Origin of the sequence: Kineococcus sp. NPDC059986, assembly GCF_040702905.1 — a bacterium.
Lineage (GTDB): Bacteria > Actinomycetota > Actinomycetes > Actinomycetales > Kineococcaceae > Kineococcus.
In genome coordinates this window covers 132,826-159,103 of the sequence record NZ_JBFBND010000004.1, presented here as the reverse complement: position 1 = coordinate 159,103, position 26,278 = coordinate 132,826, and the positions used below count along the sequence as shown (strand labels likewise).

Sequence of the window (26,278 nt, the reverse complement as noted above, 5' to 3'; positions counted from 1 at the left end):
ACACCATCCTCCCAGAGCGCGTCAGTCCGGCGGGTCGGGCTGCTCGAGGGCGCGGACGAGCTCCCGCGTCCTCTCCATCAGGGCGGGGTGGTCGTTGCGCGTCCACGGGCCGGGGGTCATGAGCTTGCCGAGGTCACGCTGCATCCTCCGGGCCTCCGGTAGCCCGTCCTCGCCGAACCTCGCTTCGAGACGTCCGGCGTGCAGCGCTCGGTGGTCCCGCCCGCACAACAACACCAGGTTGTCCACGCTCGTCGGGCCGCCGTCGGCCCAGTGGAGCACGTGGTGGAGGTGGCAGGCCCACGCCGGGGCCCCGCAGCCGGGGGCGATGCACCCGCGGTCCCGTTCGGCCACGATCAACCGCTGGTTGTCGGTGGCGTGCCGGTCCAGGGTGTGCAGCGAGCGGGGGCGGCCGAGGCGGTCCATGACGGCGACCGTCACGTCGCCGTCGCACGAGGCCGCGCGCAGCGTCGCGTCGGTGACGGGGCCGTGGGTGTCGGCGGTCGCGGTCCCGGACTCCACGGAGCCGTCGGCGTTCAGGGTGGCGCGGAGGACGACGGTGGCCTTGTGCACGACGACCGGGTCGACCTCGCTGGCGGGGTGGTGGGCGCCGGTGGTGACCAGTGCGACGAGCCCGTCGTGGCGGCGCTGACCCAGGGAGCGGGTGTCGTCTTCTCCGCCGAGCCCGGTTCCCTCGGGTGCAGCACTCGGGAGGGGTTTGGCGGCGGCTTCGACGGCGGACCGGACGACGACGGCGGCGGCTTCGTCGAGGTCGACGGTCATCCGCAGCATCCCGTGGCGTCGGGTGAACGTCAGCCCGCGGCGACTGGCGGAGTCCGGTTCGAGGTCGCGGACGTGCCGGTCGACGCGTTCGGGGTCGACGAGGGTGAGGACGTCCTCGACGAGGGCGGCGGCGGTGCCCAAGGGTTGTGGGGCGATGGAGGTCGTGAAGAACCCGTCGAGCACGTCACTGCGGTTGTGGGTGGTCCACACGATCTCACCGGTTTCCTGGCGCGCCTTGACTGCGATGGTCCCGCGGCGCAGTGGGGTGGGGATGGACTGCAGGGCGGTGACGGCGCCGTGGACGTGCGCGAGGGTGGTGTTCCCGGCCGCGAGTTCCCCACCCATCAGAGCGAGGGATCCGCGGTCGCCGTCGAGGCCGCCGATGCGTCCGTCCCAGTGGACGTGAGGGTCGGTGTGGCGGGCGGCGGTGACGTCCTTGCGGGCCAGGGTGCGGGACAGGTTCACCGGGGACGTGGCGAGCAGGTCGACGACGGAACTCTCGGGGGCGTGCTCGAGTGCGCGTCGCAGGACGTGGAGTTTCGCGGCGTCGAGGCGGTTGCCGAGGGCGTAGAGCGACCGGGTGAGGTGCTCGACGTCGTCGCGGTCGAGGGTTCCGGTGGGCAGGGTGAGGAGGTCGTCCAGGGCGGCCGTGAGACGCGTGAGGGCGTCGGCGGCGTGGTCCTGGACGGTGGGGGTCATGTGTTCAAGGTTAGTCGAACAAACTCTGTGGCGCTAGATCCATTTCCCCGTAACTTTGTGCAGCAGAACGGTTTACGCGTTGTCGGTTGTGGACGGAGTTGTCCACAATTGGCGCCCAGCGTCCTTGACGGACTGGCTCCCGGCGGTCTGGACCCATCGTGCACAGCCCAGCGCGCGAGGCGGCAGTCTTCGACCTGCGACGGAGGGAGTTCCCAGGGATCCAGCGCAGCACCGCGAGAGACACCCGATCTACGCTCGCCGCAGCCGCGCTCGCGGTCGAGTCCGTCTCCGCCGAGGCCGAAGTCGGTGCTCGGCGCACCTGCCGTCCAGGAAGTTCCGGACCATCACACTCGACTGGTGCCGGTCGCGGTCAATCGGAATCCCATCCGAGCCTCAGCCGTGGCGAGGGGGCGGCCTAGCGCCGCGGACGCACCGCGTCGATCCGGCGAAAGTTGGTCAGTTCGCCGGCGCGGACCGCGTTCTCCGCTCACTGGACGCGACTGGACGTCTCGACCCCCTCCGTGCTCCGGCGGTTCGGGATCGAGGAGTTGCCGGCCGTCTCGTTCCAGGGGTCAGAGGTCACGCGCACAGCAGACCGACAGCGGTTCCCCCACGTACGGTCCGAACGCCTCGATCCGCTCGTACCCCTCGCGGAGGTAGAACCGCAACGCCTCCGGCTGCAACGTCCCGGTCTCGAGCAGCAGCCGGCGCACGCCGCGGGCGCGGGCGGCGTCCTCGAGCGCGCGCAGGACGACGGTCGCGACCCCGCTGCCCCGCGACGGGGGTTCGACGTACATGCGCTTGAGTTCCGCCTCCCCCGCACCGAGCGGTCGCAGCCCACCGCAGGCGACGGCGCGTCCGGCCTCGTCGCGCGCCACGAGGAAGACGGGGACGTCCTCGGCCGTGGGTGCCGTCCCGGGTTCGTGGTCGTCGCTGCCGTAGCGGGCGTCGAGCTCGGCCCGCTGGGCGGCCCGCAGCCGCATCCCGTCCGGGGCGTCCCAGGGTTCTGCGCCGACCGTGAACCGTCGTTCCGTCACGAGCGTTACGGTAACATCCGTCACGGAACCACGGGCGGCACGACCGCCGCCGCACCCTCGGGAGGTCACGTGCCGCGCCACCGCGACGTCGACGCGCAGCGCCGACGGTTGTCCGCCGCCGTCTGGGCGGTGCTGGCCCGCGACGGCCTCCCCGGCCTGACCCTGCGCGCCGTCGCCGACGAGGCGGGGTGCACGACAGGGTTGGTGCTGCACACCTTCGACGGCAAGGGCGCACTGCTGCGGCACGCGCGCGACCTCCTCCACGAGCGGACGGGGCTACGGGCGGACGCCGCCACCGGCGCGGCCACCGGTCCTGCGGCGGCACTGCGCGAGGTGCTGCTGCACGCCCTCTCCCTCACGGACGAGAAGCGCGAGGAGGCACGCGTGTGGGTGGGTTTCCTCGCCGCGGCCCTGCCGGACGACGACCTGCGGACCGTCCACGTGCGGCACAACCGCGCGTTCCTGACGCGGGTCGCAGGACTCGTCGGCGACTGCCGACCGGACCTGGCACCGGCGGCGCGGCAGCACGCGGCCGTGGCGCTGGTCGCCCAGGTCGAGGGGCTCAACGCGCTCGCCGCGGCCGACCCGGAGACCTACACCCCGCACCGTCAACGCACGGCGCTGGAACGGGTCCTGTCCACCGTCCTCGAACCCGCCGACTGACCTCGCCGAATGAACCGACTCAGTCGAGCCAGACCCGACCGGCGAAACCGCCGCGTTCGGCGCGCTTGGCGGCGGCGCGCCGGACGACCTCGTCGATCGTGCTGCCGCACGACGCCGCGACGGCGACGAGCACCTCGTAGACGTCGGCGGCCTCGGCCAACCGCTCCTCGTCGCTCGTGGCGGCGTGCAGTTCCGCGGCCTCCTCGAGGACCTTCTCGAGCACCGCACCCGCGTACTCCTCCTCGGACAGCACCCGGGTCACCGGTTCCTCGCCGTTCGCCCGGATGACCTCCGGGATGCCGTCGCGCACCAGCTTGCCCACGTCCACCTCCCCCTCGCCGCCCCTCACGGGTCCACACCGCCCATCCTCCACCGTGCGCCCGGGGTCCTCAGGTCCCACGCCCGGCCGTCCGATGGTGAGGGTGGAACCGCGACCCGAGGAGCGAACAGTGGCCTCCGACGCTCCGTCCCCCGGTGACCGCCGCGCCGCGGCCTGGACCCGCCTGCAGCACGGCAACCGGAACTGGGTGGCCGGCACGTCCGAGGCGCACTCGGCCCGCAGCCCGCAGCGGCGCGCCGACCTCGTCGACGGGCAGACGCCCTTCGCCGCCGTCCTGACGTGCGCGGACTCCCGGGTGCCGGCCGAACTCGTCTTCGACCAGGGGCCGGGTGACCTGTTCGTGGTCCGCACCGCGGGGCACGCCGTCGACGACACCGTCCTGGGGTCGCTGGAGTACGCGGTGAGCGTCCTCGCGGTCGACCTCGTCCTCGTCCTCGGACACGAGGGCTGCGGCGCCGTGGCCGCGGCCGCGCGGACGGTCGAGGGCGGTCCCGTCCCCCGCGGTCACCTGCGCGCCGTCGTCGAGCGGCTCAGCCTGCACGTGGTGGCCGCCCGGGTCGCGGGCGCCACCCGCCCCGGCGACCTGGCGCAATGGCACGCCGCCGCCACGGGCGACCTGCTGCTGCGCCGGTCCGACGTCCTGCGGGAGGCGGTCTTCCACGGCGACCTGGGCCTCCTGACGGCGGTCTACGAACTCGCGAGCGGGCTCGTCGTCCCCACCCGCACCCGGTCGGTGCAGGAGGCACGTCACCGCGACGCGTTGCCCCGCTGACCCTCCCCGGCGGGAACCGTCAGGACCCCGTCGGCACCCCGGCCGTCCCGGTCGCCACCCGGTTCCGGCCGGCCCGCTTGGCGACGTAGAGCCGGCGGTCGGCCGCCGACAGGAGCGCGCTGAAGGTCGCGTGCCCCTCCCGGACCGCGGCGGTCCCGATGCTCACCGTGACCGGAGCCCCCGGGCAGAGACCGGACCAGTCGCGGTCGGCGACGGCCACCCGCAACGACTCCGCCACCCGGTCGGCCTCCGGCGCGGCCCCGACGAGGACGACGACGAACTCCTCCCCGCCGAGGCGGGCCGCGAACGACCCGGGACGGTCGGAGACGTGCCGCCGCAGGACGTCGGCGAACCCGACGAGGACGGCGTCGCCCACCTCGTGCGAGAACGTGTCGTTGACGTGCTTGAAGTGGTCCACGTCGAGGAGGAACAGGCAGACGTCGCCCGACGCGGCGCCGCCGAGCAGTCCCTCGACGTGGTCCTGCGCCGCCCGGCGGTTCGGCAGCCCCGTGAGGGCGTCGGTGTGGGCGAGGAGCTTGTAGTGGTCCCGGTCGCGGCGGGCGGAGCGGGCGTCGTACTCCGCCTGCGCCAGCAGCACCTTCGTCGACTCCTGCACCGCGTGCAGGGCCTGGCGCGCCTCGTCGTGCCGCAACCGCGCGCGGTAGGCGTCCTCCCACTGGCCCCGGTCGGCGAAGAGGCGGGCCTGGAAGGCCTCCACGTCCGCGAGCATCCCCGGCAGGTCGCGGTCGGTCGCCAGGTCGCGCGCGCGGGCGAGTTCCTCCTCGGCCTCCGCCGGCCGGCCGAGCGCGCGCAGGACGGCGCAGAGGGTGAGCTGCACGAGGACGACGTGGTCGGCCTGCGACGTGTTCCCGTCCCCCCGGGCCAGGGCCGCGCGGACGGTGCGCAGGGCGTCGGCGGGACGGCCGTCGGCCAGTTCCACGCACGCGATGGTGTCGAGGTCGGCGTGCCGCAGGGCGATGCCGTGCCGTTCCGACAGGCTCCGCAGCTGGGCCACCAGGGTCAGCGCCGCCGCGAGGTCGCCGTCCTGCAGGGCCCACCAGGCCCGGTTGTTGAGCGTGAACAGCTCCCACCGCCGGTCCGACTCGGCCCGCGCGAGACGGGTCAGCTCGGCGAAGACCTCCGACCGCGAGTGCTCGACGTCGTCGAGCACGACCGTCAGGGCGAGCAGGTGCTCGGCGCGCAACCACCCGGGGGCCGCGTCGGGGAGGGTCTCCACGCTCAGCAGGCCGTGCCGCCAGGCCTCGGTGAGGTTCCCCGCGACGACGTGGAGGGTGAACTTCAGGAAGTGCACGCGCGCCCGCAGTTCGGCGTCGTCGTGGCGCCGGGCCGTCTCCTCGGCGGCCGTGACGAGGTCGAGCGCCTCCCCCGTCCGCCCGGTGGCCTGCAGCACGTCGGCCTGGACCAGGGTGGCGCGTGCCCGCAGGACCTCGCAGCCCGCGGCCGTCGCCGCCCGCACCAGGGCCCAGGCCTCGCTGCCCTGGCCGCGGACGCCGAACCCGCGGTCCCGCTCGAGGGCGTGCAGGCGGCGCAGGAGGTCTGCGTGGTCGTGGTCGGACACCGCCTGCTCCCCTTCCTGCCCCGTGCCGGTCCCGAGGCCGGCGTCGGCCGCGACGCTCGGTCACTCCAATGTGCCGCACCTGTGAGCGGTCCGCTGGCTGCTGGGACGACCGGTCGACCCGCGCGGCGGATCGGTGGCGCCACCCCACGAACGCCTGTGAACTTCACGTCTCGACCTGTTGATTCGAACGGTCCGGACTGTTAGCTTCACACCTGCCGGTCGCGCCGCCGCGGCCCTCGGTCTCGGAGCGGAGCCAGGTGTTGAGCAGTCTCGACCGTCGTCACGTGATCGCCGAACGCGTCCGCACGCAGGGGTCGGTGCGCATCGACGCCCTCGCCGAGGAGTTCGGGGTGAGCGCCATGACCATCCACCGCGACCTCGACCACCTCCACAGCCGGGGCGTGCTGCGCAAGGTCCGCTCGGGTGCCGAGGCGCGGCCCAGCGAGGCGTTCGAGCACCACCACGCCTACCGGGCCGAGCTCAACCTCCCGCAGAAGCGGGCCATCGCGGCCGCCGCCGTCCGGTGGGCCGCCGATCGCGGTGCCCTGCAGGCCGTCGCGCTCGACGACAGCACGACGGCGCTGCAGCTCGTGCCGGCGCTGCGCGACCGCGGACCCATGACGGTCGTCTCGAACTTCCTGCCCGTGCTCAACGCCTTCGCGGTCGACCCGGAGGTACGGCTCACGGCGGTCGGCGGCGAGTTCGTGCCGGAGTTCGCCTCCTTCGGCGGTTCCAGCGCAGTCGCCGCCCTCGCCGACCTCCACTACGACGTCGCGTTCGTGTCCGTCACGGCCGTGTCCGACGGCGCCTGCTACCACCCGTCGCGGGCGACGGCCGACCTGAAGCGGGCGTTCCTGCGCAGCGCCGAACTGCGGGTCCTCATGGTCGACCACACGAAGTTCACCCGGCGTGCCGTGCACCGCATCAGCCCGCTCGTCGAGTTCGACGTCGTCGTCGTCGACGCCGCCACGGACCCGGCCGACCTCGAGGCGGTCCGCGCGGCCGGGGTCGAACTCGTCGTCGCCGACTCCCCCACGCCGGAGGTGCAGCCGTGACCACCGCCGTCCTGGCCGTCGACTGCTCCACCACCGCCGTCAAGGCGCTCGTCACCGCCGCCGACGGGACGGTCCTGGCGTCGGCGTCCTCGCCGCTGGAGACGCGGTCCCCGGCGCCCGGGCGCGCCGAACAGGACGCCCCGTCGTGGTGGACGGGGTTGGACGAGGCCGTCCGCGCTGCGCTGGAGGGGGTTCCGGACCGCAGCGTGGTCCGCGCCCTGTGCATCAGCCACCAGCGCGAGTCGTTCGTCTGCCTCGACGCCGACGGCGCCCCGCTCGCGCCGGCGATGCTGTGGCTCGACGGCCGCGCCGCCGAGCAGGTCGCCCGCTGGGGCAGCGAGCACGTCGAGCGGTTGTGCGGCAAACCCGCCGACATCACCCCCGGCCTCTACAAGCTGGCCTGGTTGCGCGACCACGACCCCGAGGTGCTCGCCCGCGCCCACCGGGTCGTCGACGTCCACGGGTACCTCGTGCAGCGGCTGACCGGCCGGTGGGTGACGAGCACGGCGTCGATGGACCCGCTCGCCCTGCTCGACGTGGAGACGAAGGACTACCACCCCGACCTGCTCCGGATCGCGGGCGTCCGGCGCGACCAGTTGCCGGACCTGGCCCCCGTCGGGGCCGACCTCGGCGAGGTCCTGCCCGAGGTCGCGGCCGCCTGGGGCCTGTCCGCCGGCACGCGCGTCGTGGCGGGGCTGGGGGACGGCCAGGCGGCCGGGCTCGGCGTCGGCGTCACCGCACCGGGGAACGCCTACCTCGTCATGGGCACGGCCGTCGTCATCGGCGCCCAGCACGAGGAGTACCGGCCCTCCCGCGCCTACCGGACGATGGTCTCGGCGTTCCCCGGGCAGCGGACGCTGGAGACGTTCTCCTCCTCGGGCACGTTCCTGTCGACCTGGTTCCGCAAGGAGTTCGGCGACGCCGGGCTGACCGGCCGACCGGACCCCGTCCTGGAGGCCGCGGCCGCCGCCGTGCCCGTCGGTTCCGAGGGGTTGCTCACGCTGCCGCACTGGAACGCGACGCAGACCCCGCACTGGGACGCCCTGTCCTCCGGCGCGATCCTCGGCTGGCGGGGTTTCCACACCCGCGCGCACATGTACCGCTCGCTGCTGGAGGGCATCGCCTTCGAACTGCGGACCCAGCTCGACGGCCTGGAGGAGGCGACCGGCCGGCGGGTGGCCTCGATCCGCGCCATCGGCGGCGGCATGCGGAGCCCGCTGTGGGGGCAGGTCCTCGCCGACGTCCTGGGCCGCCCCCTGCACAAGCGCGCCGACGGCGAGATCAGCGCGCTGGGTGCGGCGGTCGTCGCGCTCACCACCCTCGGCGAGCACCCCGACCTCGCGACCGCCTCGCAGGCCCTCACGAGCTTCGAGGACGTCGTGGAACCCGTGCCCGCGAACGTGCAGCGCTACGAGGCCCTGCTCCCGCTCTACAAGTCCCTGTACCCCTCGCTGCGCGACGTCCTGCACGCGCTGCACGTCTGAACCCACCCGAAACCCCTGCACGACGAGGAGACCCAGTGCGAGCCGCCATCTTCCACGGCCCCGGCGACCTGCGGATGGAGGACGTCCCCGACCCCGAACCCGGGCCGGGCGAGGTCCTCGTCGACGTCCGCGCCGCCGCCACCTGCGGGACGGACCTGAAGTCCTACCGGCGCGGGCACCCCAAGCTGTTCCCCGTCCTGCCCGCGCGGTTCGGGCACGAGTTCGCCGGGGTGGTGCGTTCCGTCGGCGACGGCGTCACCGCGTTCTCCCACGGCCAGCGCGTCGTGGCCGCGAACACCGCCCCGTGCGGGCACTGCTGGGCCTGCACGCGGGGACGGCTGAGCCTGTGCGAGAACCTCGAGTTCCTCAACGGCGCGTTCGCCGAGCAGGTCGTGATCCCGGCGTCCATCGTGGCGCGCAACACGTACGTCATGCCGGACAGCCTGTCCTTCGAGGCGGCGGCGCCCCTGGAACCGCTGGCGACCGTCGTCCACGGCATCGACGAGTCGGGGATCTCGCTCGGCGACACCGTCGTCGTGCACGGCGCGGGGCCCATCGGGTTGATGTTCACGCGCCTCGCCACGCTGCGCGGGGCGAGCGTCGTCTCCGTCGACCAGACGCCGTGGCGGCTGGAACAGGCCCGGGCCGCCGGCGCCGTCGAGACCGTCGACCTCACCGACCTGCCGGATCCCGAGTCCCGGGTCGCGGCGATCAAGGCACGCACCCCCGGCGGCCGCGGCGCGGACGTCTCGATCGAGGCCGTCGGACTGCCCGCCGTGTGGGAACAGGCCGTCCGCACGCTGCGCCCGGGCGGGACGGCCGTCCTGTTCGGCGGCACCCCGAAGGGGGCACCGTTCTCGGTGGACTCCTCGGCGATGCACTACGAGGAGTACACGCTCAAGGGCGTGTTCCACCACACCCCCGACTACGTCCGCACGGCCGTGGAACTCCTCAGCACGGGGAAGGTCGACGGGACCATGCTCGTGACGGAGGTCCGGCCCCTGGAGGCGCTCGTCGACAGCCTCGAGGACATGGCCGCGGGCCGCGGCTCCAAGTTCGTCCTCCAGCCGGGGATGCAGCCGTGAGCGGCGGGCTGGACGCTCTCACCGGAGTGCGGCAGCAGGTCGCGGACACCTGCAAGGCCCTGGCCCGCGACGGGCTCGTCGTCGGCACGGCGGGCAACGTGTCCGTCCGCGTCGGCGACCTCGTCGCGATCTCGCCCAGCGGCCTGGACTACGCGGCCATGACGGGGGCGGACGTCGGCGTGCACCGGATGGACGGCGAACCCGTGGACGCCCCGCTGAAACCCTCCAGCGAACTCCCCCTGCACCTGGCCGTCTACGCGAGCTCGGCGCACACGGCGGTCGTGCACACGCACGCCCCGGCCTCGACGGCGCTGTCCACCCTCGTCGACGAGGTCCCCGCGTCGCACTACTACACCGCGCTGTTCGGCGGCGGGATCCGCGTCGCCCCCTACGCCACGTTCGGTTCCGACGACCTCGCCACGGGCGTCGCCGCGGCGCTGCGCGACCGCACCGCCGCGCTCATGGGGAACCACGGCGCGGTCGTCGTGGGGGACGACCTGACGAAGGTCCTCGGCCTCGTGGCCTACCTGGAGTACGTCTGCGACGTGCAGCTGCGGGCCATGGCCACGGGGCTCCCGGTCCGGACGCTGCCCGCGGAGGAGATCGCCCGCGTCGCCGAGGGTCTCGCCGGGTACGGGCAGTCGCGTCCGGACACGGGGGCCCGAACCCCCTGAGCTCAGAGGCCCAGGCGCTGGAGGAGGTCGGGCAGGACGTCCTGGAGGGGGGCGTCGAGGCGCACGGTCGCCTTCTCGTCCCCCCGGGTCGGTCCGGCCGTGACGATCGCGACGGGCTGCGCGTGCTTGGCCGCGTGCAGCACGAACCGGTACCCCGACATGACGGCGAGGGAGGACCCGAGCACCAGCAGGGACCGCGAGGAGTCGAGGAGCTCGAAGGACCGCTCCACGCGGTCCTTGGGCACGGTCTCGCCGAAGAACACGACGTCGGCCTTGAGCGCGTCCTCGCCGCAGCGCCGGCAGGGAACTGGGGTGAACCCCTGCAACTGGGCGTCGGTGAGGTCGGCGTCCCCGTCGGGGTTGAGCGCCTGGAACTCCTCGACGCGGGCGGAGAACCCCGGGTTGGCGGCCGCGAGCCGGTCCGCGAGCTCGGCCCGGTCCGTCACCTCACCGCAGTGCAGGCACACGACGCGGTCGAGGTTGCCGTGCAGTTCCACGACCTCCCGCGTCCCGGCGGCGAGGTCGAGGCCGTCGACGTTCTGCGTGATGACCCCCGTCAGCAGACCGGCGCGCTCCAGAGCCGCCACCGCGCGGTGGGCGTCGTTCGGCCGGGCCCGGCGGAAGTGCTCCCACCCGACGTGGCTGCGGCCCCAGTACCGGCGGCGGTTCTCCGCCGAGCCGGTGAACTCCTTGAAGGTCATGGGCGTGTGCCGCTGCAGGGAACCGTTGGGGCCGCGGTAGTCGGGGATGCCCGACCCGGTCGACATCCCGGCGCCCTCGAGGACGGCGACGTCGCCCGCACCGACCAGTTCGACGAGGTCCTCGATCACGCCCCCATGCTGCCCGCCGCCGTCCGCCCCCGCAGTCCGAGGGTCGCGAGCACGGCCGCCACGACGGCCAGGCCCGTGACGACGCCCACGACGACGACCCAGCCGCCGCCGGAGAAGGCGAACCCGGCGAGCCAGCCGACGACGCTGGAACCCGCGTAGTAGGCGAAGGTGTAGAGCGCGGAGGCCTGGGCGCGCACCCCGGGCTCGGCCCGGGCACCGACCCAACCGCTGGCGACGGCGTGGGCGGCGAAGAACCCCGCCGTCAGCAGCACGAGCCCGACCACGACGACGACGAGCTGCGTCGACAGCGTCAGCACGCAGCCCACCGCGAAGACCGCGACGGCGCCCAGCAGGACGCGCAGCCGGCCGTGGGCGGCGAGCCGGCCCGCCACGGAGGAACTCAGCGTCCCGGCGAGGTAGACGACGAAGAGCAGGCCGACGAGGGTCTGGGACAGGGAGAACGGCGCGGCCAGGAGCCGGAACCCGAGGTAGTTGTAGACCGTGACGAAACCGCCCATGAGCAGCAGCGCCTGGGCGTAGAGCGCGAGCAGGGCCGGGTCGGACAGCGCGCGGCGCAGCCGGGCCCGCAGCGGCGGACCGCTCACCCGACGGTGCCGGACGAACCCGTGTGAACGGGGCACGAGCACGCAGAACACGGCCGTGGCGGCCAGCCCGACGAGGGCGACGGCCGCGACGCCCCACCGCCACCCGAGGAGGTCGGCCACACCGGAGGACACGATGCGGCCGGTGAGCCCGCCGACGGAGTTCCCGGACACGTACGCGCCGGCGGCCAGGGCCACCTCGCGGGCGTGGACCTCCTCGGCGAGGTACGCCATGGCCACGGCCGGCAGCCCGCCGAGGGCGGCCCCCTGCAGCGCGCGGAGCACGAGCAGCGGTCCGAGGGACGCGGCGAGGGGGACGGCGAGGCCGAGCAGGCTCGCCAGCACGACGGAGGCGACCATGGCCGGGACGCGCCCGACCCGGTCGGCCAGAGCGCTCCACCCCACGACGGACACCGCGAGCGCGCCGGTGGCCACGGAGACGCCGAGGGCGGCCTCGGAGGCCCCCAGGTGCAGCCCGCTCGCCAGCGAGGGCAGGACCGCCTGCACGGAGTAGAGCTGGGCGAAGGTGGCGACCCCGGCGGCGAAGAGGGCGACGACGATCCGCCGGTAGCCGGGGGTGCCGCGCTCGTGGCCCAGCCAGGGCGGGGTTCCGGTACGGGCGTCGAGACTCACCCCTCGACGGTAGGAAGGCGTGACCCATGCGTCCAATGTCCGAAGAGCCGCTGAGTCATGCACACTTCGAGGGTGGACGACGTGGAGGCGCTGACGGCGCCCTGGCGGCTGCTCGTCGCGGTCGCCGAGACGCGGCACGTCACCCGGGCGGCCGAGCTCGTCGGCCTGCAGCAGCCGACGGTGAGCCGCACCCTGGCCCGGCTGCAGCGCGCCCTGGGGGTCCCGCTCGTCGTGCCCGACGGCCGCGGCATCCGGCTCACGGCGGCCGGCCGCGCGCTCGCCGAGGTCGCCGGCCGGGCGCTGGCCGAGCTGGACCGCGGCGTCCGGACCGTGCGGGACGACGACGCCGTCGACACCGGCCGCGTGGCCCTCGGGTTCCTGCACACGCTCGGGGCCGCGGCCGTCCCGGGCCTCGTGCGCGCGTTCCGGCAGGAGCACCCCGGGGTGCGGTTCCAGCTGCAGCAGGGTGCGGCGGCCGCGGTCCTGGACCAGCTGACGGCCGGCGAGGTCGACCTCGTCCTCACCTCCCCCGTCCCGGACCGTCCCGGGTTGCTGGCCGACCCGCTCGTGGAGCAGCCCCTCGTCGTGGGGTTCCCGGCCGACCACCCCCTGGCCGTCGAGGGTCCCGTCGCGCTGTCGGCCGTCGCGGACGAGGAGTTCGTGCTCTTCGAGCCGGGGTACGGGTTGCGCGAGGCGGCCGAGGCGCTGTTCGCCCACCACGGCGTCGTGCCGCGCGTCGCGTTCGAGGGGCAGGACAGCCACACGCTGCGGGGTCTGGTGGCGGCGGGGCTCGGCGTCGCGGTCCTGCCCTCGGCCCAGCGCGGCACCTCCGAGGCCTTCGCCGGGGTCGTCGAACGGCCGCTCACCGGACCCGGTTCGACGCGCGTGGTGGGCCTGGTCCGCCGGGACGAACCGCTGCCGCGCGTCGCCGCCGCGTTCCGGGACGTGGTGCTCGCACGACGGGACCTGTTGCTGCCCTGAGGGACAGCTGGGGAACACCCCGGTCCGGGACGCCGCGCGACCTATCCTCAGCCCCATGGGCGACTCCACGGTCAGCACCCCGGGCCGCGAGCCGGTCACCGGGTACGACGTCGCCCGCGCGGCCGGGGTGTCGCAGTCCACCGTCTCCCGCGCGCTGCGGGGCGACGCCCGCGTCGTGCCCGACACCAGGGAACTCGTCCTGCGCGTGGCCCGGGAGATGGGGTACGTCGTCAACGTCTCGGCGCGCAGCCTCATCACGCGCCGGACCTCGTCGGTGGCCGTCGTCTCCGGCGACCTGCGCAACCCCTCGTTCCCCGTCCTCATCGACACCCTGCAGCGCCGGTTCCACGCCGACGGGTACCGGGTGGTCCTCGTCAGCGACCAGGAGGACGCCTCCGGCGGCGGGTTCGAGGACAGCGTCGCCGGGTTGCGCGGCGGCATCGTCGACGGGGTCGTCTACACATCGGCCCGCACGTCCTCCCCCGTCGTGGGCGACCTGCTGGACGCGGGCATGCCCGTCGTCGTCCTCAACCGGGACGTCGACTCCGACCTCGGCGACCGCGTCGACCGCATCACGTCCGACAACGTCGAGGGTGGCCGGCTCGCCGCGCGGCACCTCGCCGAGACGGGCGCCCGGCGACCGGCGATGGTGGCCGGTCCCCGCGACAACCCCAGCCTGGCCCGGCGCGAACGGGGTTTCCGCGCCGGGCTCAGGGCGTGCGGGTTGTCGCTCCCGCGCGACCGCGTGCGCCGGGGCCAGGTGGACCCGCGCACGGGACTGGAGGCGGCCCTGGACCTGTTCTCGGCGCCGGCCGGCGAACGTCCGGACGCGGTGTTCTGCCAGACCGACTACATCGCCCTCGGCGTGCTCGACGCCGCCGGCCGGCTGGGGTTGTCGGTGCCCGGCGACGTGGCCGTCATCGGCTACAACGACCTGGACTGGGCGGGCTGGTCGATGATCGACCTCACGACGGTCCGCCAGCCCCTCGTGCAGATGGCCGAGGCCGCGGCGGCCGCGATGCTGGCGCGGATCGAGGACCCCGCCCTGCCGTTCGTGCACCGGGTGTTCGACGTCGACCTCGTTCCCCGGGGTTCGACGCGCCGTCCGCGCTGACCTCGCAGGCCGGGAACCTCACCACCCGGCGCTCCGCAACAAGCTGTTCACACGGGCGAGACGAGGACGCAACGGCCGCTCCATACATTCGCAGTCACGACCTGGAGCAGCTGACCTGGAGGACCTGTGGACATCGGCGTGTTCATCCCGATCGCGAACAACGGCTGGCTCATCTCCAAGAGCGCGCCGCAGTACATGCCCAGCTTCGCGCTCAACAAGGAGATCGTGCAGAAGGCCGAGGCGCACGGCTTCGACTTCGCGCTGTCGATGGTGAAGTTCCGCGGGTTCGGCGGGGACACCGAGTTCTGGGACCACGCGATGGAGTCCTTCACCCTCATGGCCGGGCTGGCCGCCGTGACCGAACGCATCAAGCTCTACGCCTCCTCCGCGATCCTCACCCTGCCGCCGGCGCTCGTGGCCCGGATGGCCGCGACGATCGACGACATCGCCCCCGGCCGGTTCGGTGTGAACATCGTCACCGGCTGGGCGCCCGGCGAGTACACGCAGATGGGGTTGTGGCCGGGTGACGAGCACTTCGCGAACCGCTACGCGCGCGCCGCGGAGTACGTGCAGGTGATGCGGGAGCTGTGGTCGACCGGTCGCAGCGACTTCAAGGGCGAGTTCTACTCGATGGACGACTGCGTCCTGTCGCCCCGGCCCACCGGCGGGACCATCGACGTCGTGGCGGCGGGGCAGAGCCCGACGGGCATCGCGTTCGCCGCCGAGCACGCCGACCACAACTTCCTCATGGGCACGGGGATCAACACCCCCACCGCCCTCGCCGACACGGGCCAGCGCCTCGTGGACGCCGCCGACCGCACGGGCCGGGACGTCGGTGCGTTCGCGCTGTTCATGGTCATCGCGGACGAGACCGACGAGCTGGCGATGGCGAAGTGGCGCGACTACCACGACAACGCCGACACGAGCGCCCTGGACTACCAGGCCGGTGAGGCCTCCGCCGACACCGACGCCGACGACAGTTCCACCGCCCGGACCATCTCGCTGCCCGAGGGGGCCGTGAACTTCAACATGGGGACCCTCGTCGGGTCCTACGAGTCCGTGGCCCGGATGCTCGACGACCTGGCCGGTCTGCCCGGTGTCGGGGGCGTCATGCTGACGTTCGACGACTTCGTCCGGGGCGTCGAGGACTTCGGCACACGCATCCAGCCGCTCATGCGCTCCCGCAACCGGATCCCGGCCCAGGCCGGGGCTCCCGCCTGAGGCCGCGGGGAGAGGGCGTGGTGCGGGAACCGGGTCGTCCGCTGCGGGTCGGCGTCGTGCAGACCGGCGGGTTCGGCGAGGACCTCGCCGCGACCCTCGAGGTCCTGGCGGCGCTGGTGCGGGAGGTCGCGGCACCGGACGCTGCAGGGCTGCGGCCGCACCTCGTCCTGCTGCCCGAACTCATCACCACGCCCTACTTCTGCACCTCCCGGACCAGCGACCGGACCGGCTGGGCCCAGCCCCTGCCCGGTCCGGTGACGGAGTTCTTCGGCGCCCTGGCCCGCGACCTCGGGGTCGCGATCGTCTGGGGGATGTACGAGCGGACACCGGCCGGGGTCCTGCACAACTCGGCGGTGGCCGTGGACCCCACCGGCGACCTCGTCCCCTGGCGCGACGCCGACGGCCGTGCGTACCCCGCCTACCGCAAGCTGTCCCTGCCGGCGAACCACGTCGGCGGGGTCGACGTCGACGAGAAGTACTTCTTCGCCCCCGGCCCCGCCCCCGTCGTGCTCGACCTGCTCGGCACGCGGTTCGCGTGCGTCATCTGCTACGACCGGTCCTTCCCCGAGCACTGGGCCCTGGCGCGGGCCATGGGCGCCGAGGTCGTGCTGGCCGTCGTCAGTTCCCTCGGGAACCGCGAGACGCTCTTCACGACGGAACTGTCCGTGCGCGCCATGGAGTCCCAGACGTTCGTCGTCGCCGCCAACCGCGCGGGCACCGAACACCTCAACGGCAGTTCGGTGGACTACTTCGGCCGGTCCTGCGTCGTGGACCCGACCGGCCAGGTGCTGGCGGAGGCCGCCCCGCACCGGCCCGGGGACCTGCTGCGCGTGGACCTCGACCTCGCCGACGTCGACCGGGTCCGCGCCGCGTTCCCGCTCGCCCGGGACCGGCGTCCCGACGTCGTCGACCAACTGGCGCGGCTCACCCGCGGCGGGGTCCCCGCGTGAACCCGCCGACCACCGCCGGCGTCCTGCGGGCGCCGGGGACCGCGGACGTCCTGGCCGACCTCGCCCGCGCGGGCGGCGCGGACACCGAACTGCAGGACCTGCTGGCCGCCGCCCGCACGCGCCCGCACCCGGCGTCCCCCGCCGCCGGGCCCGAACCCGCGGCGGCGGAGGCCTTCCTGCGCCGGGCCGCAGCGGACCGGGCCGCCGGTGCGCCGGCCCCGGCCTCGACCCTCACCGCTCCCACCACCTCCGCGGGAACCTCGGGGGTGCTGGACCTCCTCGCCGCGTTCGCCGCCGGGACGCTGGACCCGCGCTCCGTCCACGACGCCGCGCACGCCACGGTGGTCACCGGAACCGGCCCCGTGGGCACCGCGTTCACGGCCACCGTCGCGGGCAGCCGGGAGGCGGCCGCGGAGAGCGCCCACCGCTGGGCCGCCGGGACCGCACGCCCCCTGGAAGGGGTCCCGTTCGCCGTCAAGGAGATCGTCGACGTCGCGGGGTCGGCCGTCACGTGCGGGTCGCTGCTCACCGGGGACCGCGTCGCCACCACCGACGCCACCGTCGTGGCGCGGTTGCGCGCCGCCGGGGCCGTGCCCGTCGCGATGACCGCCACCACCGAGTTCGCCTGCGGATTGCCGCAGGGACGTCGCCACCCGGCCGTGCAGAACCCGTGGCGGGCCGGTCGGTGGACGGGCGGGTCCTCCACCGGGTCCGCCGCCGCCGTCGCCGCGCGCGTCGTCCCCTTCGCCCTCGGCACCGACACCGGCGGTTCGGTGCGGGTGCCGTCCTCGCTCTGCGGCCTCACCGGGCTCAAACCCACGCACGGGCTCGTGCCGCGGACCGGGGTCGCGACCCTGTCCTGGACCCTCGACCACGTCGGCCCCCTCGCGCGCAGCGCCGCCGACGTCGCCGCCGTCCTCGCCGTGCTGGCCGGCCCCGACGGGACCGATCCCACCGCCGTCGAGGACCGGACCGCCTGCGGCCCCGCGGACGTCGCCGACCACGCGTGGCTCGCCGGGCGACGCGTCGGGCGGGTCCGCGGTTGGTTCGAGCAGCGCTGCGACGCAGCGGTCGTCGCGGCCGCCAACGCGGCCGTCGACGTGCTCCGCTCGGCCGGGGCCGTCGTCGTCGACGTGGACCTCCCCGTGGCCGAACGGGCCTGCACCGACGCCCTCGTCGTCCTGTCCTGCGAACTGCTGGCCACCCAGGAGGCCGCCCTCGACCGGCTCGAGGACTACGACTCCGGAACCCGCAAACGGCTCGCCCGCGGCGCGACCGCGAGCGCCGCGGACTACCTGCGGGCCCTGCGCGGCCGGCCCGTGGCCCAGCTGGCGGTGCAGCGGGCGATGGACCTGGCCGGGGTGGACGTGCTCCTCACCCCGGGGGTGGGGGCCACCGCTCCCCGCCTCGACGACCTCACCGTGGACGTCGACGGGCAGCGCGTCCCGTTGCAGGAGGTGTTGCCGCGCAACACTTCCCCGTTCAACCTCACGGGCAATCCGGCCCTCGTGCTCCCGGCCGGACGCGGCGCCGACGGGTTGCCGGTGGCCGTTCAGCTCGTCGGCCGTCCGTTCGACGACGCCCTGCTGCTGGGGCTCGGGGTGGCGTTCCAGCGCCTCACGGAGCACCACCTCGCGACCCCCGACCTCCCGGCCTGACGTGGGGGGTGCGGTGCGCGCGGCGACCCGGACGCGGTCGCCGTGGACGGTGTTCTCGGCGACCAGCTGCGGTGTGGTCGTCGTGTTCCTCAACATCTCCGGGGTCAACGTCGCGCTGCCGACGATCACCCGGGAACTCGGCGCGAGCGCCGGGCAGGCCGGCTGGGTCCTGCTGGCGTACATGCTCCTGACGACCGCGCTGATCCTGGCGTTCGGGCGGCTGGCCGACATCGTCGGGCGACGTCCCCTCTACCTCGCGGGGTTCGCGGTGTTCACGGCGGCGACGGCCGCGTGCGCGGCGAGCCCGTCGGCCGAACTGCTCATCGCGGCGCGTGCCGTGCAGGCCGTCGGGGCGGCCGCGCTGGTGACGAACACGACCCCGCTGCTGACGGACGCGTTCCCCGCGTCGTCGCTGCCGCGGGCGCTGGGGCTGAACGCGACGGTCGCGGCGGTGAGCCAGGCCGCCGGACCGCTGCTGGGCGGGGCGGCCACGGCGTTGCTGGGGTGGCGCGGGACGTTCCTGCTGACGTTGCCCCTGTGCGCGCTCGGCCTCTGCTGGTCGCTCCTCGTCCTGCCCCGGACCCGCCGTCCCGCGGGGACCCGGCAGCCGTTCGACCTGGCGGGGGCGGTGCTCTCGACGCTGGCCCTCGCGGCGACGGTGCTGGCCCTGTCCCCGGACGCCCTGCGCGCCGTCACCCCGGGGGCGGCCGGGGCGAGGGGGCCGCTGGTGGCCGGTGGTCTGGCCGTCCTGACGTGGGGGGCGTTCGCGCTGCTGCAGGCGCGGCGACGGCACCCCCTCGTGGACCTGCGCCTCGTCGCGCACCGGGTGCGCGCCCCCCTCTACGCGGCGGTCCTGCTCAACGCCGCCGCCCAGTACGCCGTGGTGGTGCTCGCCTCCCTCGTCCTGCAGGCCGCCGGGCACCACGACGCCCTGACGGCCGGGCTCCTCGTGAGCCCGGTGGCGGTCGGCACGACCGTCGCCGCCGTCGCCGCGGGCCACCTCGTCGGGCGTGCCGGGGCGCGGGTCCTGACGACCGTCGGCAGTGCCGTCGTGCTCGCCGGGATCCTCGCGCTCACGGTCGTCCTGCGCCCCGGGAGCTCGTACTGGCTCGTCGGGCCGGCGCTCGCCGCCGTCGGCGTCGGGACGGGGTTGTTCATGACCCCGGGCACGAGCACCCTCATGCTCACCGTCGGCCCGTCGGCCCGCGGGGCGGCCAACGGCGTGCGCTCGGCGTTGCAGAACGTCGGGTACCTGCTGAGCACGGCCCTGGCGCTCGGGATCGCGACGAGCGGACTGGCCGCCGGGGACCGGGCCGCGGCCTACGCGGGAACCCTGGGTTCTGCCGGACCGGCGGGTGCGGCCGAGTTCGCCGCGGGGGTGCGCGCCGCGTTCGTCGTCCTCGCCGTCCTGGCCGCCCTGGCCCTGCTCGCCTGCTGGGCGCTGCCCGGTCGCCCCGACCGCTCGGGGCGTTCCGGGGGGTCCGTCCCGCCGGACCGGGCGCCGACGGCGGAACCCCCTCCGCCGCCCCGCTCACCCACCGATTCCCCCGCCGAAGGAGCCCACCCGTGACCGGTTCCACCGCGCAGCAGGCGGACTACGCGTCCGCCGGCTACGGCCACCACCTCGTCCCCGGCGACCGGCCGGCGTTGCTGCTCGTCGACCCCGCGCAGGCGTACACCGATCCCGCCTGCCCGCTCTACGCCGGGGTGGAGGAGGAGGTCGCGGCCATGGGGGTCCTGCTGTCCGCGGCCCGCACCGCCGGGATCCCCGTCGTCGTCACGCGTGTCGACATCCGGCCCGACGGTGCGGACGCCGGGGTGTTCTTCCGGAAGGTCCCGGCCCTGGCCGCCTTCACGACCGGCAGCCCGTTCGCGCGCTACATCGACGGTCTGGCGCCGCGCGCGGACGAGCACGAGGTCGTCAAGCAGTACCCCAGCGCGTTCTTCGGGACCGGGCTGGCCGAGCACCTGCACACCCTGGGCGTGGACACGCTGCTCATCGCGGGGCTCAGCACGTCCGGCTGCGTGCGGGCGAGCGCGGTCGACGCGATGCAGCACGGGTTCGTCCCCCTCGTCGTGGCCGACGCGGTGGGCGACCGTGACGAGGACGTCCACCGCGCGAACCTCTTCGACCTCTCCCACAAGGTCGGGGAGGTGTGGTCCCTCGACCGCGCCCTGGAACTGCTCGGGACGCCCGTGGCGTGACAGCTCTTCCCTGACCGAACGCGCAGTCGTATGCTCGTTCGCGCAGGGCGGCGGCGCGTCGTTCCTCCCCCGTGGCGACGCGCCACCGGCCCCTGGAGACTCCGTGGCGATGTTCGACCCCTCCGCCCGCCGGCCCCCGGAGTACGAACGCTTCGTGCGCCCGGTGCCGTCCTGGTTCACCGAGGCCCGCTTCGGGATCTTCGTGCACTGGGGGGCGTACTCCGTCCCGGCGTGGGCCGAACCGCTCGGGGAGCACGGGACGCACCACGACGACTGGTTCCTGCGGAACCCCTACGCGGAGTGGTACATGAACACCATCCGCATCCCCGGCTCGCCGGCCGCGGAACACCACCGCCGGACGTACGGCGACGTCCCCTACGACGACCTCCTCGACCGGTGGCACGCCGAGGCGTTCGACGCCGACGCGCTCGTCGCCCTCTTCGCCCGCGCCGGGGCGCGCTACGTCGTCCCCACGACCAAGCACCACGACGGCATCACGCTGTGGGACGCCCCGGGCACCGGGACGCGGAACACCGTCGCGCGCGGGCCGCGCCGCGACCTCGTCGGGGAGTTCGCCCGCGCCACCCGCGCGGCGGGACTGCGGTTCGGGGTCTACTACTCCGGCGGTCTGGACTGGCACGCGGCCGACACCGGTCCCATCTGGGACGCCGACGACGACTCCGGCGCCCGCCCGCTCGGCCTGGAGTACGCCCGGTACGCCACGGCGCAGGTGCGCGACCTCGTCCAGCGCTACGCCCCCGACGTCCTGTGGGGCGACATCGACTGGCCCGACGCGGGGAAGCCCGCCGGGCCGGACAGCTTCGTCCACGTCCTCGAGGAGTTCTACGCCCGGAACCCCGAGGGCGTCGTCAACGACCGCTGGGGCCGCACCCACTGGGACTTCCGCACGAGCGAGTACCAGGCGGGCACGGCCCTGGAGGGGGCGGAGGCGTGGGAGAACTGCCGCGGCGTCGGCCTGTCGTTCGGCTACAACCAGCGCGAGGACGAGCTCGCCCTGTCCCTCGACGGGCCGGCGGCCGTCCGCCACCTCGTCGACGTCGTCTCGCGCGGCGGGAACCTGCTGCTGAACGTCGGTCCGGACGCCGCCGGCCGCGTCCCCGCACCCCAGCGGCGGTGCCTGGAGGGCCTGGCGGAGTGGATGGCCGTCAACGACCGCGCCGTGCACGGGGCCGGGCCCCTGGCCGCGGACGTCGCCGGCCCGCAGGACAGGCCGTGGGTCCGCTGGACGGTCGGTGGCGACGGGATCCACGTGTTCGCCGTCGTCGACCCGCCGGCGGCGGGGGCCGGCGTGGACCTGCGGATCACCCCGGGAACCCTCGAAACCTCCGACGTGCGCGTGCTCGGAGCCGGGCCCGGGGGAACCCGCGAGGTTCCCGTCGAGGTCACCGCGACGCCGGACGGTGTGCGGGTCCCGTTGCCCCGCAACGGTGTCCCCGGACCGGTGGTGGTGCGGTTCCGCCGGACGACGTGAGCCCACGGTCCCAGCGCCGGACGAGGTGCCTGCGCAGGACGGCAGCTACCGCGGCGGGCGGAGGGCGCGGGCCCGTTCCTTGATGGCGGTGATCACCGCGGTCTTGGCGTCGGCGTAGTCGTTCGTGTCCTCCCACCGACGGGTGACGAGGTCGCGCTTGACCGCCTCGTAGCGGTTCCGGTCGCCCTCGTCGCGGCGCAGGTGGTCGCGCAGCAGCAGGTAGTCCTCGACCGCCCGGTCCCCGCGGCCGTAGACGTGCACGTGCACGTCGCGCTCGGGGGTGCGGACGAGGCGGTGGCCGGGTTCGCGGACCCGCAGCACGTACCCGGCGGCCAGGAGGGGTTCGACGTGGTCCTCCTCGGCGGTGATGTCGTCGACCACGACGACGAGGTCCACGACGGGTTTCGCGGCGAGGCCGGGGACCGCCGTCGACCCGATGTGGTGCACCTCCACGTCCCGCCCCGCCAGGGCGGCCAGGATGCGGTCGCGGTGCTCGCGGAACCGTTCGGCCCACCGCGGGTCGTGCTCGGCGAGGGAGACCGTGAGCGGTTCGGGACCCCCGACGAGTTCCAGCGTCGTGACGTCCGGGCGGCGGGGGGCGGGGCGGGTGCTCACGGGGGAATCCTCGCGCGCGGTGCGGACGTCAGCGCCCACCGGACACGTCGAGCGTGGTGCCCGTGACGTACGAGGCGGCGTCGGACAGCAACCACACGACGGCCTCGGCGACCTCACCGGCTTCACCCCCGCGCCCCAACGGGACGGTCTTCTGCAGCCGCTCCACCCGTCCGGGTTCACCCGAGGCGGCGTGGATGTCGGTGCGGATGAGCCCGGGGCGGACCCCGACGACGCGGATGCCGTCGGCCGCGACCTCCTGCGCCAGACCCACCGTGAGGGTGTCGACCGCGGCCTTGGAGGCGGCGTAGTCGACGTACTCCCCCGGGCTGCCCAGCACCGCGGCGCGGCTGGAGATGTTGACGATCGTGCCGCCGCCCGCCGTGGTCAGGTGCTTCACGGCCTCCCGCGCGCACAGGAACGCCCCCACGACGTTGACGTCGAGGACGCGGCGGATGCGGTCGACGTCGAGGTCGACGACCTTCGACTGCGGGGCGGTGATCCCGGCGTTGTTCACCAGCCCCGTCACGGGTCCGAGTTCGCGTGCGGCGTGGAACAGGCGCCTGACGTCGGACTCGACGGAGACGTCGGCCTGGACCGCGATGCAGGAACTGCCGAAGTCGACCGCCGTGGCCGCCACGACGTCCGCGGCCTCCCGGTGCGTGGAGTAGCTGAAGCAGGTCGGAACCCCCCGGGCGGCGAGCGCCTGGACCACCGCCGCCCCGATGCCGCGACTACCACCAGTGACGACAACGGTTCCCTGCACAGACGCACCGTAGCGGTGGCTCAGGTCGCGAAGACCTCCGCCGTCCACAGGTGCAGCAGCGCGTACCCCCGCCAGGGCCGCCACCCCTCGGCCCGCGCCTGCGCCTCGCGGGCGGTGATCCGGCCCAGCGCGCGACGCAGGACGAGGTCGGAGGGCAGGAACGCGTCGGAGTCGCCGAGGACGCGCAGGGCCACGTAGTCGGCGGTCCACGGGCCGATGCCGGGCAGGGCCAGCAGGGCGGCGTGGGCCGCGGCGGGGTCGACCGTCCCGAGGTCGCCGTCGAGGTCGAGGCCGTCGGCGAGGGTCTGCGCGAGGACGTGCAGCGTCCGGGCCCGCGCGCCCGTCACCCCCGTCACCGCGCGCAGGGCGTCGGGTCCGGCCGCGGCGAGGGCGGCCGGTTCCGGGAAGGCGCGCAGCCCCCCGACGGGGGTGCCGTAGGCGGCGACGAGCCGGCCGCCGAAGGTCCGCGCCGCAGCCAGCGACACCTGCTGCCCGAGCACGGTGAGCAGCGCCGTCTCCGCCCCCCACACCGTGCGCGGCACCCGCAGCCCGGGGTTCGCGGCGATCAGCGGGGCCAGCAGCGGGTCACCCGCGAGGTGCCGTTCGGCCTCCTCCTGGTGCCCGTCGAGGTCGAGCCACCGGCGCACGACGGGGGCGAGTTCGTCGAGGAGCCCGGCGTCGAGGTCGGGACCGTCGAGCACGACGGCCTCGCAGCGCTCGTCCGTCCCGAGGTCGACGGACGCCTCGACGGGGCCGCGGCTCGTCCGGAACACCCTGCGGTGCAGTCCGTCGACGTGGGTCTCGGCCCCCGGCAGGGCGTGCGCGAGGAGGAACCGCCGCAGCGGTTCGGCGGCCAGGCCACCGGGGACGGGCAGCTTCACGGCAGCTCCGGGTCGAAGACGGGCGGGTCGGCGGGCGTCAGCGCGGCGTCGTCGTCGCGGAACGTGCGGATCCGCCCGACCGGCGTGTGCGGACCCTCGAACCGTACGGTGACCCGCCCGGCCCCCGACCCCTGGACCCAGCCGGGCCCGAACTCCTCGTGCCGCACGTCCTGCCCCGGCCGCCACCCCGCAGCCGCGGGCGGGCCGTAGGGCTGCGGGGACTCCAGGGGTTCGTCCTCGTCCGTGGTCGTGACGTCCTCCGGCTCCGGTTCCAGCTCGGCCAGCAGGTCGGTCTGGCTGAACTCGCTGAGCCCGGAGACGCCGACGCCCAGCAGGCGGACGCCGTCGGCGACGTCGACCGCGGCGAGCAGTTCCGTCGCGTTCTGGACGATCTCGCGCGCCGAGCTCGTCGCGTGCGGCAGCGTGCGGGAGCGGTTCAGCGTCGAGAAGTCGTAGCGCCGCACCTTGATGGTCACCGTCCGCCCCGACAGCCCCGCGGCCGCGAGCCGCCCCGCGACGCGGTCGGTCATCCGCCGCAACCGTTCGGCGAGGTCGCGGCGGTCGGTGAGGTCGACCGCGAACGTCTCCTCGGCCGAGACCGACTTCGCCTCCCGCTCGGACACGACGGGCCGGGGGTCGAGGCCGCGGGCGAACGCGAGCAGGGCGGTGCCGTGCGCCTTGCCGAGCATCCGCACGAGTTCGGCCTCGTCGGCCGCCGCGAGCGCCCCGATCGTCGTCAGGCCCGCCCGGACCAGCCGGTCCCCCGTGACCGCGCCGACGCCCGGGATCACCCGGACGCTCATCGGGCCCAGCAGCGCCTCCTGCTCGGCCCGCGGCACGACGACGAGGGCGTCGGGTTTGCGCAGGTCCGAGGCGATCTTGGCGACGAGCTTGCTCGACCCGACGCCCACGGACACCGTCAACCCCGTCCGCGCGCGGACGGCGGCCCGGAAGTCGGTGGCGATCGTGGTGACGGCCGCGAGGTCGAGGTCGGGGTGGGCGGCCGCGAGGTCGACGAAGGCCTCGTCGAGCGAGAGCGGCTCGACGAGCGGGGACAGCCCGTGCGCGAGCTCCATGACCTGCCGCGAGACCTCCCGGTAGGCCTCGAACCGGCCCCCGAGGTAGGCGGCGTTGGGGCACAACCGCCGCGCCCGGGCCGTCGGCATCGCCGACCCGATGCCGAAGGCGCGCGCCTCGTAGCTGGCCGTGGAGACCACACCCCGGCCACCGGTCCCGCCGACGACGACCGGTTTGCCCCGCAGCGACGGCTTGTCCCGCTGCTCGACGGCGGCGAAGAACGCGTCGAGGTCGAGGTGCATCACCCCCGGCACGGACGGGTGGGTCACGAGTGGCACCGCGTCACGACTGGCACCTGGTCACGGTTACGCTCCCCCGGTGCTCGACCTGTCGACGGTGGACCTCATCCCCCTGTACCTGGCGGCCCTCGTCATCGGGTTCTCCAAGACGTCCATCGGCGGGGCGGGCACCATCGCCGTGGCGATCTTCGCGCTGGTGCTGCCGGCCAAGGAGTCCACGGGGATCATCCTGCCCCTGCTGATGCTGGGCGACCTCTTCGCCATCTCGATCTACCGCCGGCACGCCGACTGGGGCCTGCTGCTGCGGCTGTTCCCCTACGTCGCGGTGGGGGTCGTCGCGGGCGCCGGGTTCGTCCGCGTCGTGGACGACACCGTGATGCGCCGGTCCATCGGGGTGCTGCTCGTCCTGCTCGTGGTGATCCACGTGTGGCGGCAGCGCCGACTGCGCAAGAACTCCGACGTCGTGCCGACGTCGGCGAGCCGACGGCGGTGGGCGGCCCTGGGTTTCGGGTTCCTCGCGGGGTTCTCCACGATGGTCGCCAACGCCGGCGGCGCCCCGATGTCGATCTACCTGTTCACCATGGGCATGGGCGTCATGTCGTTCCTCGGGACGGGCGCCTGGTTCTTCTTCATCGTGAACTGCTTCAAGGTGCCGTTCAGCGTCGGACTGGGCCTGATCTCCGTCGACTCGCTGTGGCTGGACCTGCGGCTGGCTCCTGCCGTCGTCGTGGGCGCGCTCCTGGGCTGGTGGGTCGCGAAGCGGATGGACATCAAGACGTTCGAGAAGTGGGTGCTGGGGCTGTCCGTCGTCTCGGGCCTGAACCTCCTGCGCTGAACCGACTGCCCTGA

General features: G+C 74.5%; 25 protein-coding genes. 15 read left to right on the top strand and 10 right to left on the bottom strand.

What is annotated here, in order from left to right:
• Positions 1–21: 21 nt before the first annotated feature.
• Together AB0637_RS05570 and AB0637_RS05565 are read right to left on the bottom strand one after the other, a co-directional pair.
• Complete coding sequence (locus AB0637_RS05570; protein WP_366170179.1) at positions 22–1,479, bottom strand: DUF222 domain-containing protein; 1,458 nt, start codon at positions 1,477–1,479, stop codon at positions 22–24.
• A 572-nt stretch (positions 1,480–2,051) separates the two neighbouring features.
• Positions 2,052–2,462 carry a GNAT family N-acetyltransferase gene (locus tag AB0637_RS05565; RefSeq protein WP_366170220.1) on the bottom strand — a complete coding sequence of 137 codons (411 nt, stop codon included), beginning with the start codon at positions 2,460–2,462 and terminating at the stop codon, positions 2,052–2,054.
• 123 nt (positions 2,463–2,585) lie between these two features.
• Between AB0637_RS05565 and AB0637_RS05560 the strand changes: the two genes are divergently transcribed.
• Complete coding sequence (locus AB0637_RS05560) at positions 2,586–3,179, top strand: TetR family transcriptional regulator C-terminal domain-containing protein (RefSeq protein WP_366170178.1); 594 nt, start codon at positions 2,586–2,588, stop codon at positions 3,177–3,179.
• Between the two features lie 19 nt (positions 3,180–3,198).
• Here the strand turns inward: AB0637_RS05560 and AB0637_RS05555 are convergent, their stop codons facing one another.
• A complete protein-coding gene (locus tag AB0637_RS05555; RefSeq protein WP_366170177.1) occupies positions 3,199–3,528 on the bottom strand; it encodes a nucleoside triphosphate pyrophosphohydrolase in 330 nt (109 codons plus the stop codon).
• A 100-nt stretch (positions 3,529–3,628) separates the two neighbouring features.
• Here AB0637_RS05555 and AB0637_RS05550 point away from each other — a divergent pair, with 100 nt between their 5' ends.
• A complete protein-coding gene (locus AB0637_RS05550) occupies positions 3,629–4,291 on the top strand; it encodes a carbonic anhydrase (RefSeq protein WP_366170176.1) in 663 nt (220 codons plus the stop codon).
• 19 nt (positions 4,292–4,310) lie between these two features.
• Here the strand turns inward: AB0637_RS05550 and AB0637_RS05545 are convergent, their stop codons facing one another.
• Positions 4,311–5,870 carry a GGDEF domain-containing protein gene (locus tag AB0637_RS05545; RefSeq protein WP_366170175.1) on the bottom strand — a complete coding sequence of 520 codons (1,560 nt, stop codon included), beginning with the start codon at positions 5,868–5,870 and terminating at the stop codon, positions 4,311–4,313.
• 284 nt (positions 5,871–6,154) lie between these two features.
• Here AB0637_RS05545 and AB0637_RS05540 point away from each other — a divergent pair, with 284 nt between their 5' ends.
• The 4 genes from AB0637_RS05540 to AB0637_RS05525 are packed head-to-tail and all read left to right on the top strand — an operon-like array spanning position 6,155 to position 10,168.
• Positions 6,155–6,925, top strand: coding sequence for a DeoR/GlpR family DNA-binding transcription regulator (locus tag AB0637_RS05540; protein WP_366170174.1), 771 nt, complete (start codon positions 6,155–6,157; stop codon positions 6,923–6,925).
• Entirely contained in the window at positions 6,922–8,409 is a 1,488-nt protein-coding gene (locus tag AB0637_RS05535) for an FGGY-family carbohydrate kinase (protein WP_366170173.1), read from the top strand. The genes AB0637_RS05540 and AB0637_RS05535 overlap by 4 nt, the downstream gene beginning before the upstream one ends.
• A gap of 35 nt (positions 8,410–8,444) precedes the next feature.
• Positions 8,445–9,494 (top strand): alcohol dehydrogenase catalytic domain-containing protein, encoded by a 1,050-nt coding sequence (locus AB0637_RS05530; protein WP_366170172.1) that lies wholly within the window; start codon positions 8,445–8,447, stop codon positions 9,492–9,494.
• Positions 9,491–10,168 carry a class II aldolase/adducin family protein gene (locus AB0637_RS05525; protein WP_366170171.1) on the top strand — a complete coding sequence of 226 codons (678 nt, stop codon included), beginning with the start codon at positions 9,491–9,493 and terminating at the stop codon, positions 10,166–10,168. The genes AB0637_RS05530 and AB0637_RS05525 overlap by 4 nt, the downstream gene beginning before the upstream one ends.
• Before the next feature lie 2 nt (positions 10,169–10,170).
• Here AB0637_RS05525 and AB0637_RS05520 read toward each other — a convergent pair whose 3' ends face one another.
• Positions 10,171–10,998 carry a Sir2 family NAD-dependent protein deacetylase gene (locus tag AB0637_RS05520; RefSeq protein ID WP_366170170.1) on the bottom strand — a complete coding sequence of 276 codons (828 nt, stop codon included), beginning with the start codon at positions 10,996–10,998 and terminating at the stop codon, positions 10,171–10,173.
• Positions 10,995–12,233: an MFS transporter gene (locus AB0637_RS05515; protein ID WP_366170169.1), complete on the bottom strand. Its 1,239-nt coding sequence runs from the start codon at positions 12,231–12,233 to the stop codon at positions 10,995–10,997. Before AB0637_RS05515 ends, AB0637_RS05520 begins: the two co-directional genes overlap by 4 nt.
• A gap of 72 nt (positions 12,234–12,305) precedes the next feature.
• On the opposite strand from AB0637_RS05515, the gene AB0637_RS05510 reads away from it, so the two are divergent.
• The 8 genes from AB0637_RS05510 (at position 12,306) to AB0637_RS05475 (ending at position 21,854) form a co-directional block, all read left to right on the top strand.
• On the top strand, positions 12,306–13,214 hold the full coding sequence (locus AB0637_RS05510) for a LysR family transcriptional regulator (RefSeq protein WP_366170168.1): 909 nt from the start codon (positions 12,306–12,308) through the stop codon (positions 13,212–13,214).
• 55 nt (positions 13,215–13,269) lie between these two features.
• Entirely contained in the window at positions 13,270–14,328 is a 1,059-nt protein-coding gene (locus AB0637_RS05505; protein WP_366170167.1) for a LacI family DNA-binding transcriptional regulator, read from the top strand.
• Positions 14,329–14,454: 126 nt separating this feature from the next.
• The gene (gene rutA / locus AB0637_RS05500) at positions 14,455–15,549 is read left to right on the top strand and encodes a pyrimidine utilization protein A (RefSeq protein ID WP_366170166.1); all 1,095 of its coding nucleotides are present in this window, start codon (positions 14,455–14,457) and stop codon (positions 15,547–15,549) included.
• A gap of 17 nt (positions 15,550–15,566) precedes the next feature.
• On the top strand, positions 15,567–16,499 hold the full coding sequence (locus AB0637_RS05495) for a carbon-nitrogen hydrolase family protein (RefSeq protein WP_366170165.1): 933 nt from the start codon (positions 15,567–15,569) through the stop codon (positions 16,497–16,499).
• Positions 16,496–18,157, top strand: coding sequence for an amidase (locus AB0637_RS05490; protein WP_366170164.1), 1,662 nt, complete (start codon positions 16,496–16,498; stop codon positions 18,155–18,157). The genes AB0637_RS05495 and AB0637_RS05490 overlap by 4 nt, the downstream gene beginning before the upstream one ends.
• A gap of 13 nt (positions 18,158–18,170) precedes the next feature.
• Positions 18,171–19,727, top strand: a complete 1,557-nt coding sequence (locus tag AB0637_RS05485; RefSeq protein ID WP_366170163.1) for an MFS transporter — start codon at positions 18,171–18,173, stop codon at positions 19,725–19,727.
• Entirely contained in the window at positions 19,724–20,362 is a 639-nt protein-coding gene (locus AB0637_RS05480; RefSeq protein WP_366170162.1) for an isochorismatase family protein, read from the top strand. Before AB0637_RS05485 ends, AB0637_RS05480 begins: the two co-directional genes overlap by 4 nt.
• A 109-nt stretch (positions 20,363–20,471) precedes the next feature.
• Positions 20,472–21,854, top strand: coding sequence for an alpha-L-fucosidase (locus tag AB0637_RS05475; RefSeq protein ID WP_366170161.1), 1,383 nt, complete (start codon positions 20,472–20,474; stop codon positions 21,852–21,854).
• Between the two features lie 45 nt (positions 21,855–21,899).
• Here the strand turns inward: AB0637_RS05475 and AB0637_RS05470 are convergent, their stop codons facing one another.
• Genes AB0637_RS05470 through AB0637_RS05455 form a run of 4 tightly spaced genes read right to left on the bottom strand, consistent with a single transcriptional unit; the run spans position 21,900 to position 25,459 of the window.
• On the bottom strand, positions 21,900–22,469 hold the full coding sequence (locus AB0637_RS05470; RefSeq protein WP_366170160.1) for a GrpB family protein: 570 nt from the start codon (positions 22,467–22,469) through the stop codon (positions 21,900–21,902).
• Between the two features lie 28 nt (positions 22,470–22,497).
• A complete protein-coding gene (locus tag AB0637_RS05465; RefSeq protein WP_366170159.1) occupies positions 22,498–23,232 on the bottom strand; it encodes an SDR family oxidoreductase in 735 nt (244 codons plus the stop codon).
• A gap of 20 nt (positions 23,233–23,252) precedes the next feature.
• On the bottom strand, positions 23,253–24,113 hold the full coding sequence (locus AB0637_RS05460; protein WP_366170158.1) for an AlkA N-terminal domain-containing protein: 861 nt from the start codon (positions 24,111–24,113) through the stop codon (positions 23,253–23,255).
• Positions 24,110–25,459 (bottom strand): DNA polymerase IV, encoded by a 1,350-nt coding sequence (locus AB0637_RS05455; RefSeq protein WP_366170157.1) that lies wholly within the window; start codon positions 25,457–25,459, stop codon positions 24,110–24,112. Before AB0637_RS05455 ends, AB0637_RS05460 begins: the two co-directional genes overlap by 4 nt.
• Before the next feature lie 49 nt (positions 25,460–25,508).
• On the opposite strand from AB0637_RS05455, the gene AB0637_RS05450 reads away from it, so the two are divergent.
• Complete coding sequence (locus AB0637_RS05450) at positions 25,509–26,264, top strand: sulfite exporter TauE/SafE family protein (protein ID WP_366170156.1); 756 nt, start codon at positions 25,509–25,511, stop codon at positions 26,262–26,264.
• Positions 26,265–26,278 lie beyond the last annotated feature (14 nt).

What these genes read in the sequence shown, in the direction of transcription:
- AB0637_RS05475 (WP_366170161.1), top strand. Translation starts at nt 20,472, where the DNA reads ATGTTCGACCCCTCCGCCCGCCGGCCCCCGGAGTACGAACGCTTCGTG.
- AB0637_RS05505 (WP_366170167.1), top strand. Translation starts at nt 13,270, where the DNA reads ATGGGCGACTCCACGGTCAGCACCCCGGGCCGCGAGCCGGTCACCGGG.
- AB0637_RS05570 (WP_366170179.1), bottom strand. Translation starts at nt 1,479, where the DNA reads ATGACCCCCACCGTCCAGGACCACGCCGCCGACGCCCTCACGCGTCTC.
- AB0637_RS05565 (WP_366170220.1), bottom strand. Translation starts at nt 2,462, where the DNA reads ATGCGGCTGCGGGCCGCCCAGCGGGCCGAGCTCGACGCCCGCTACGGC.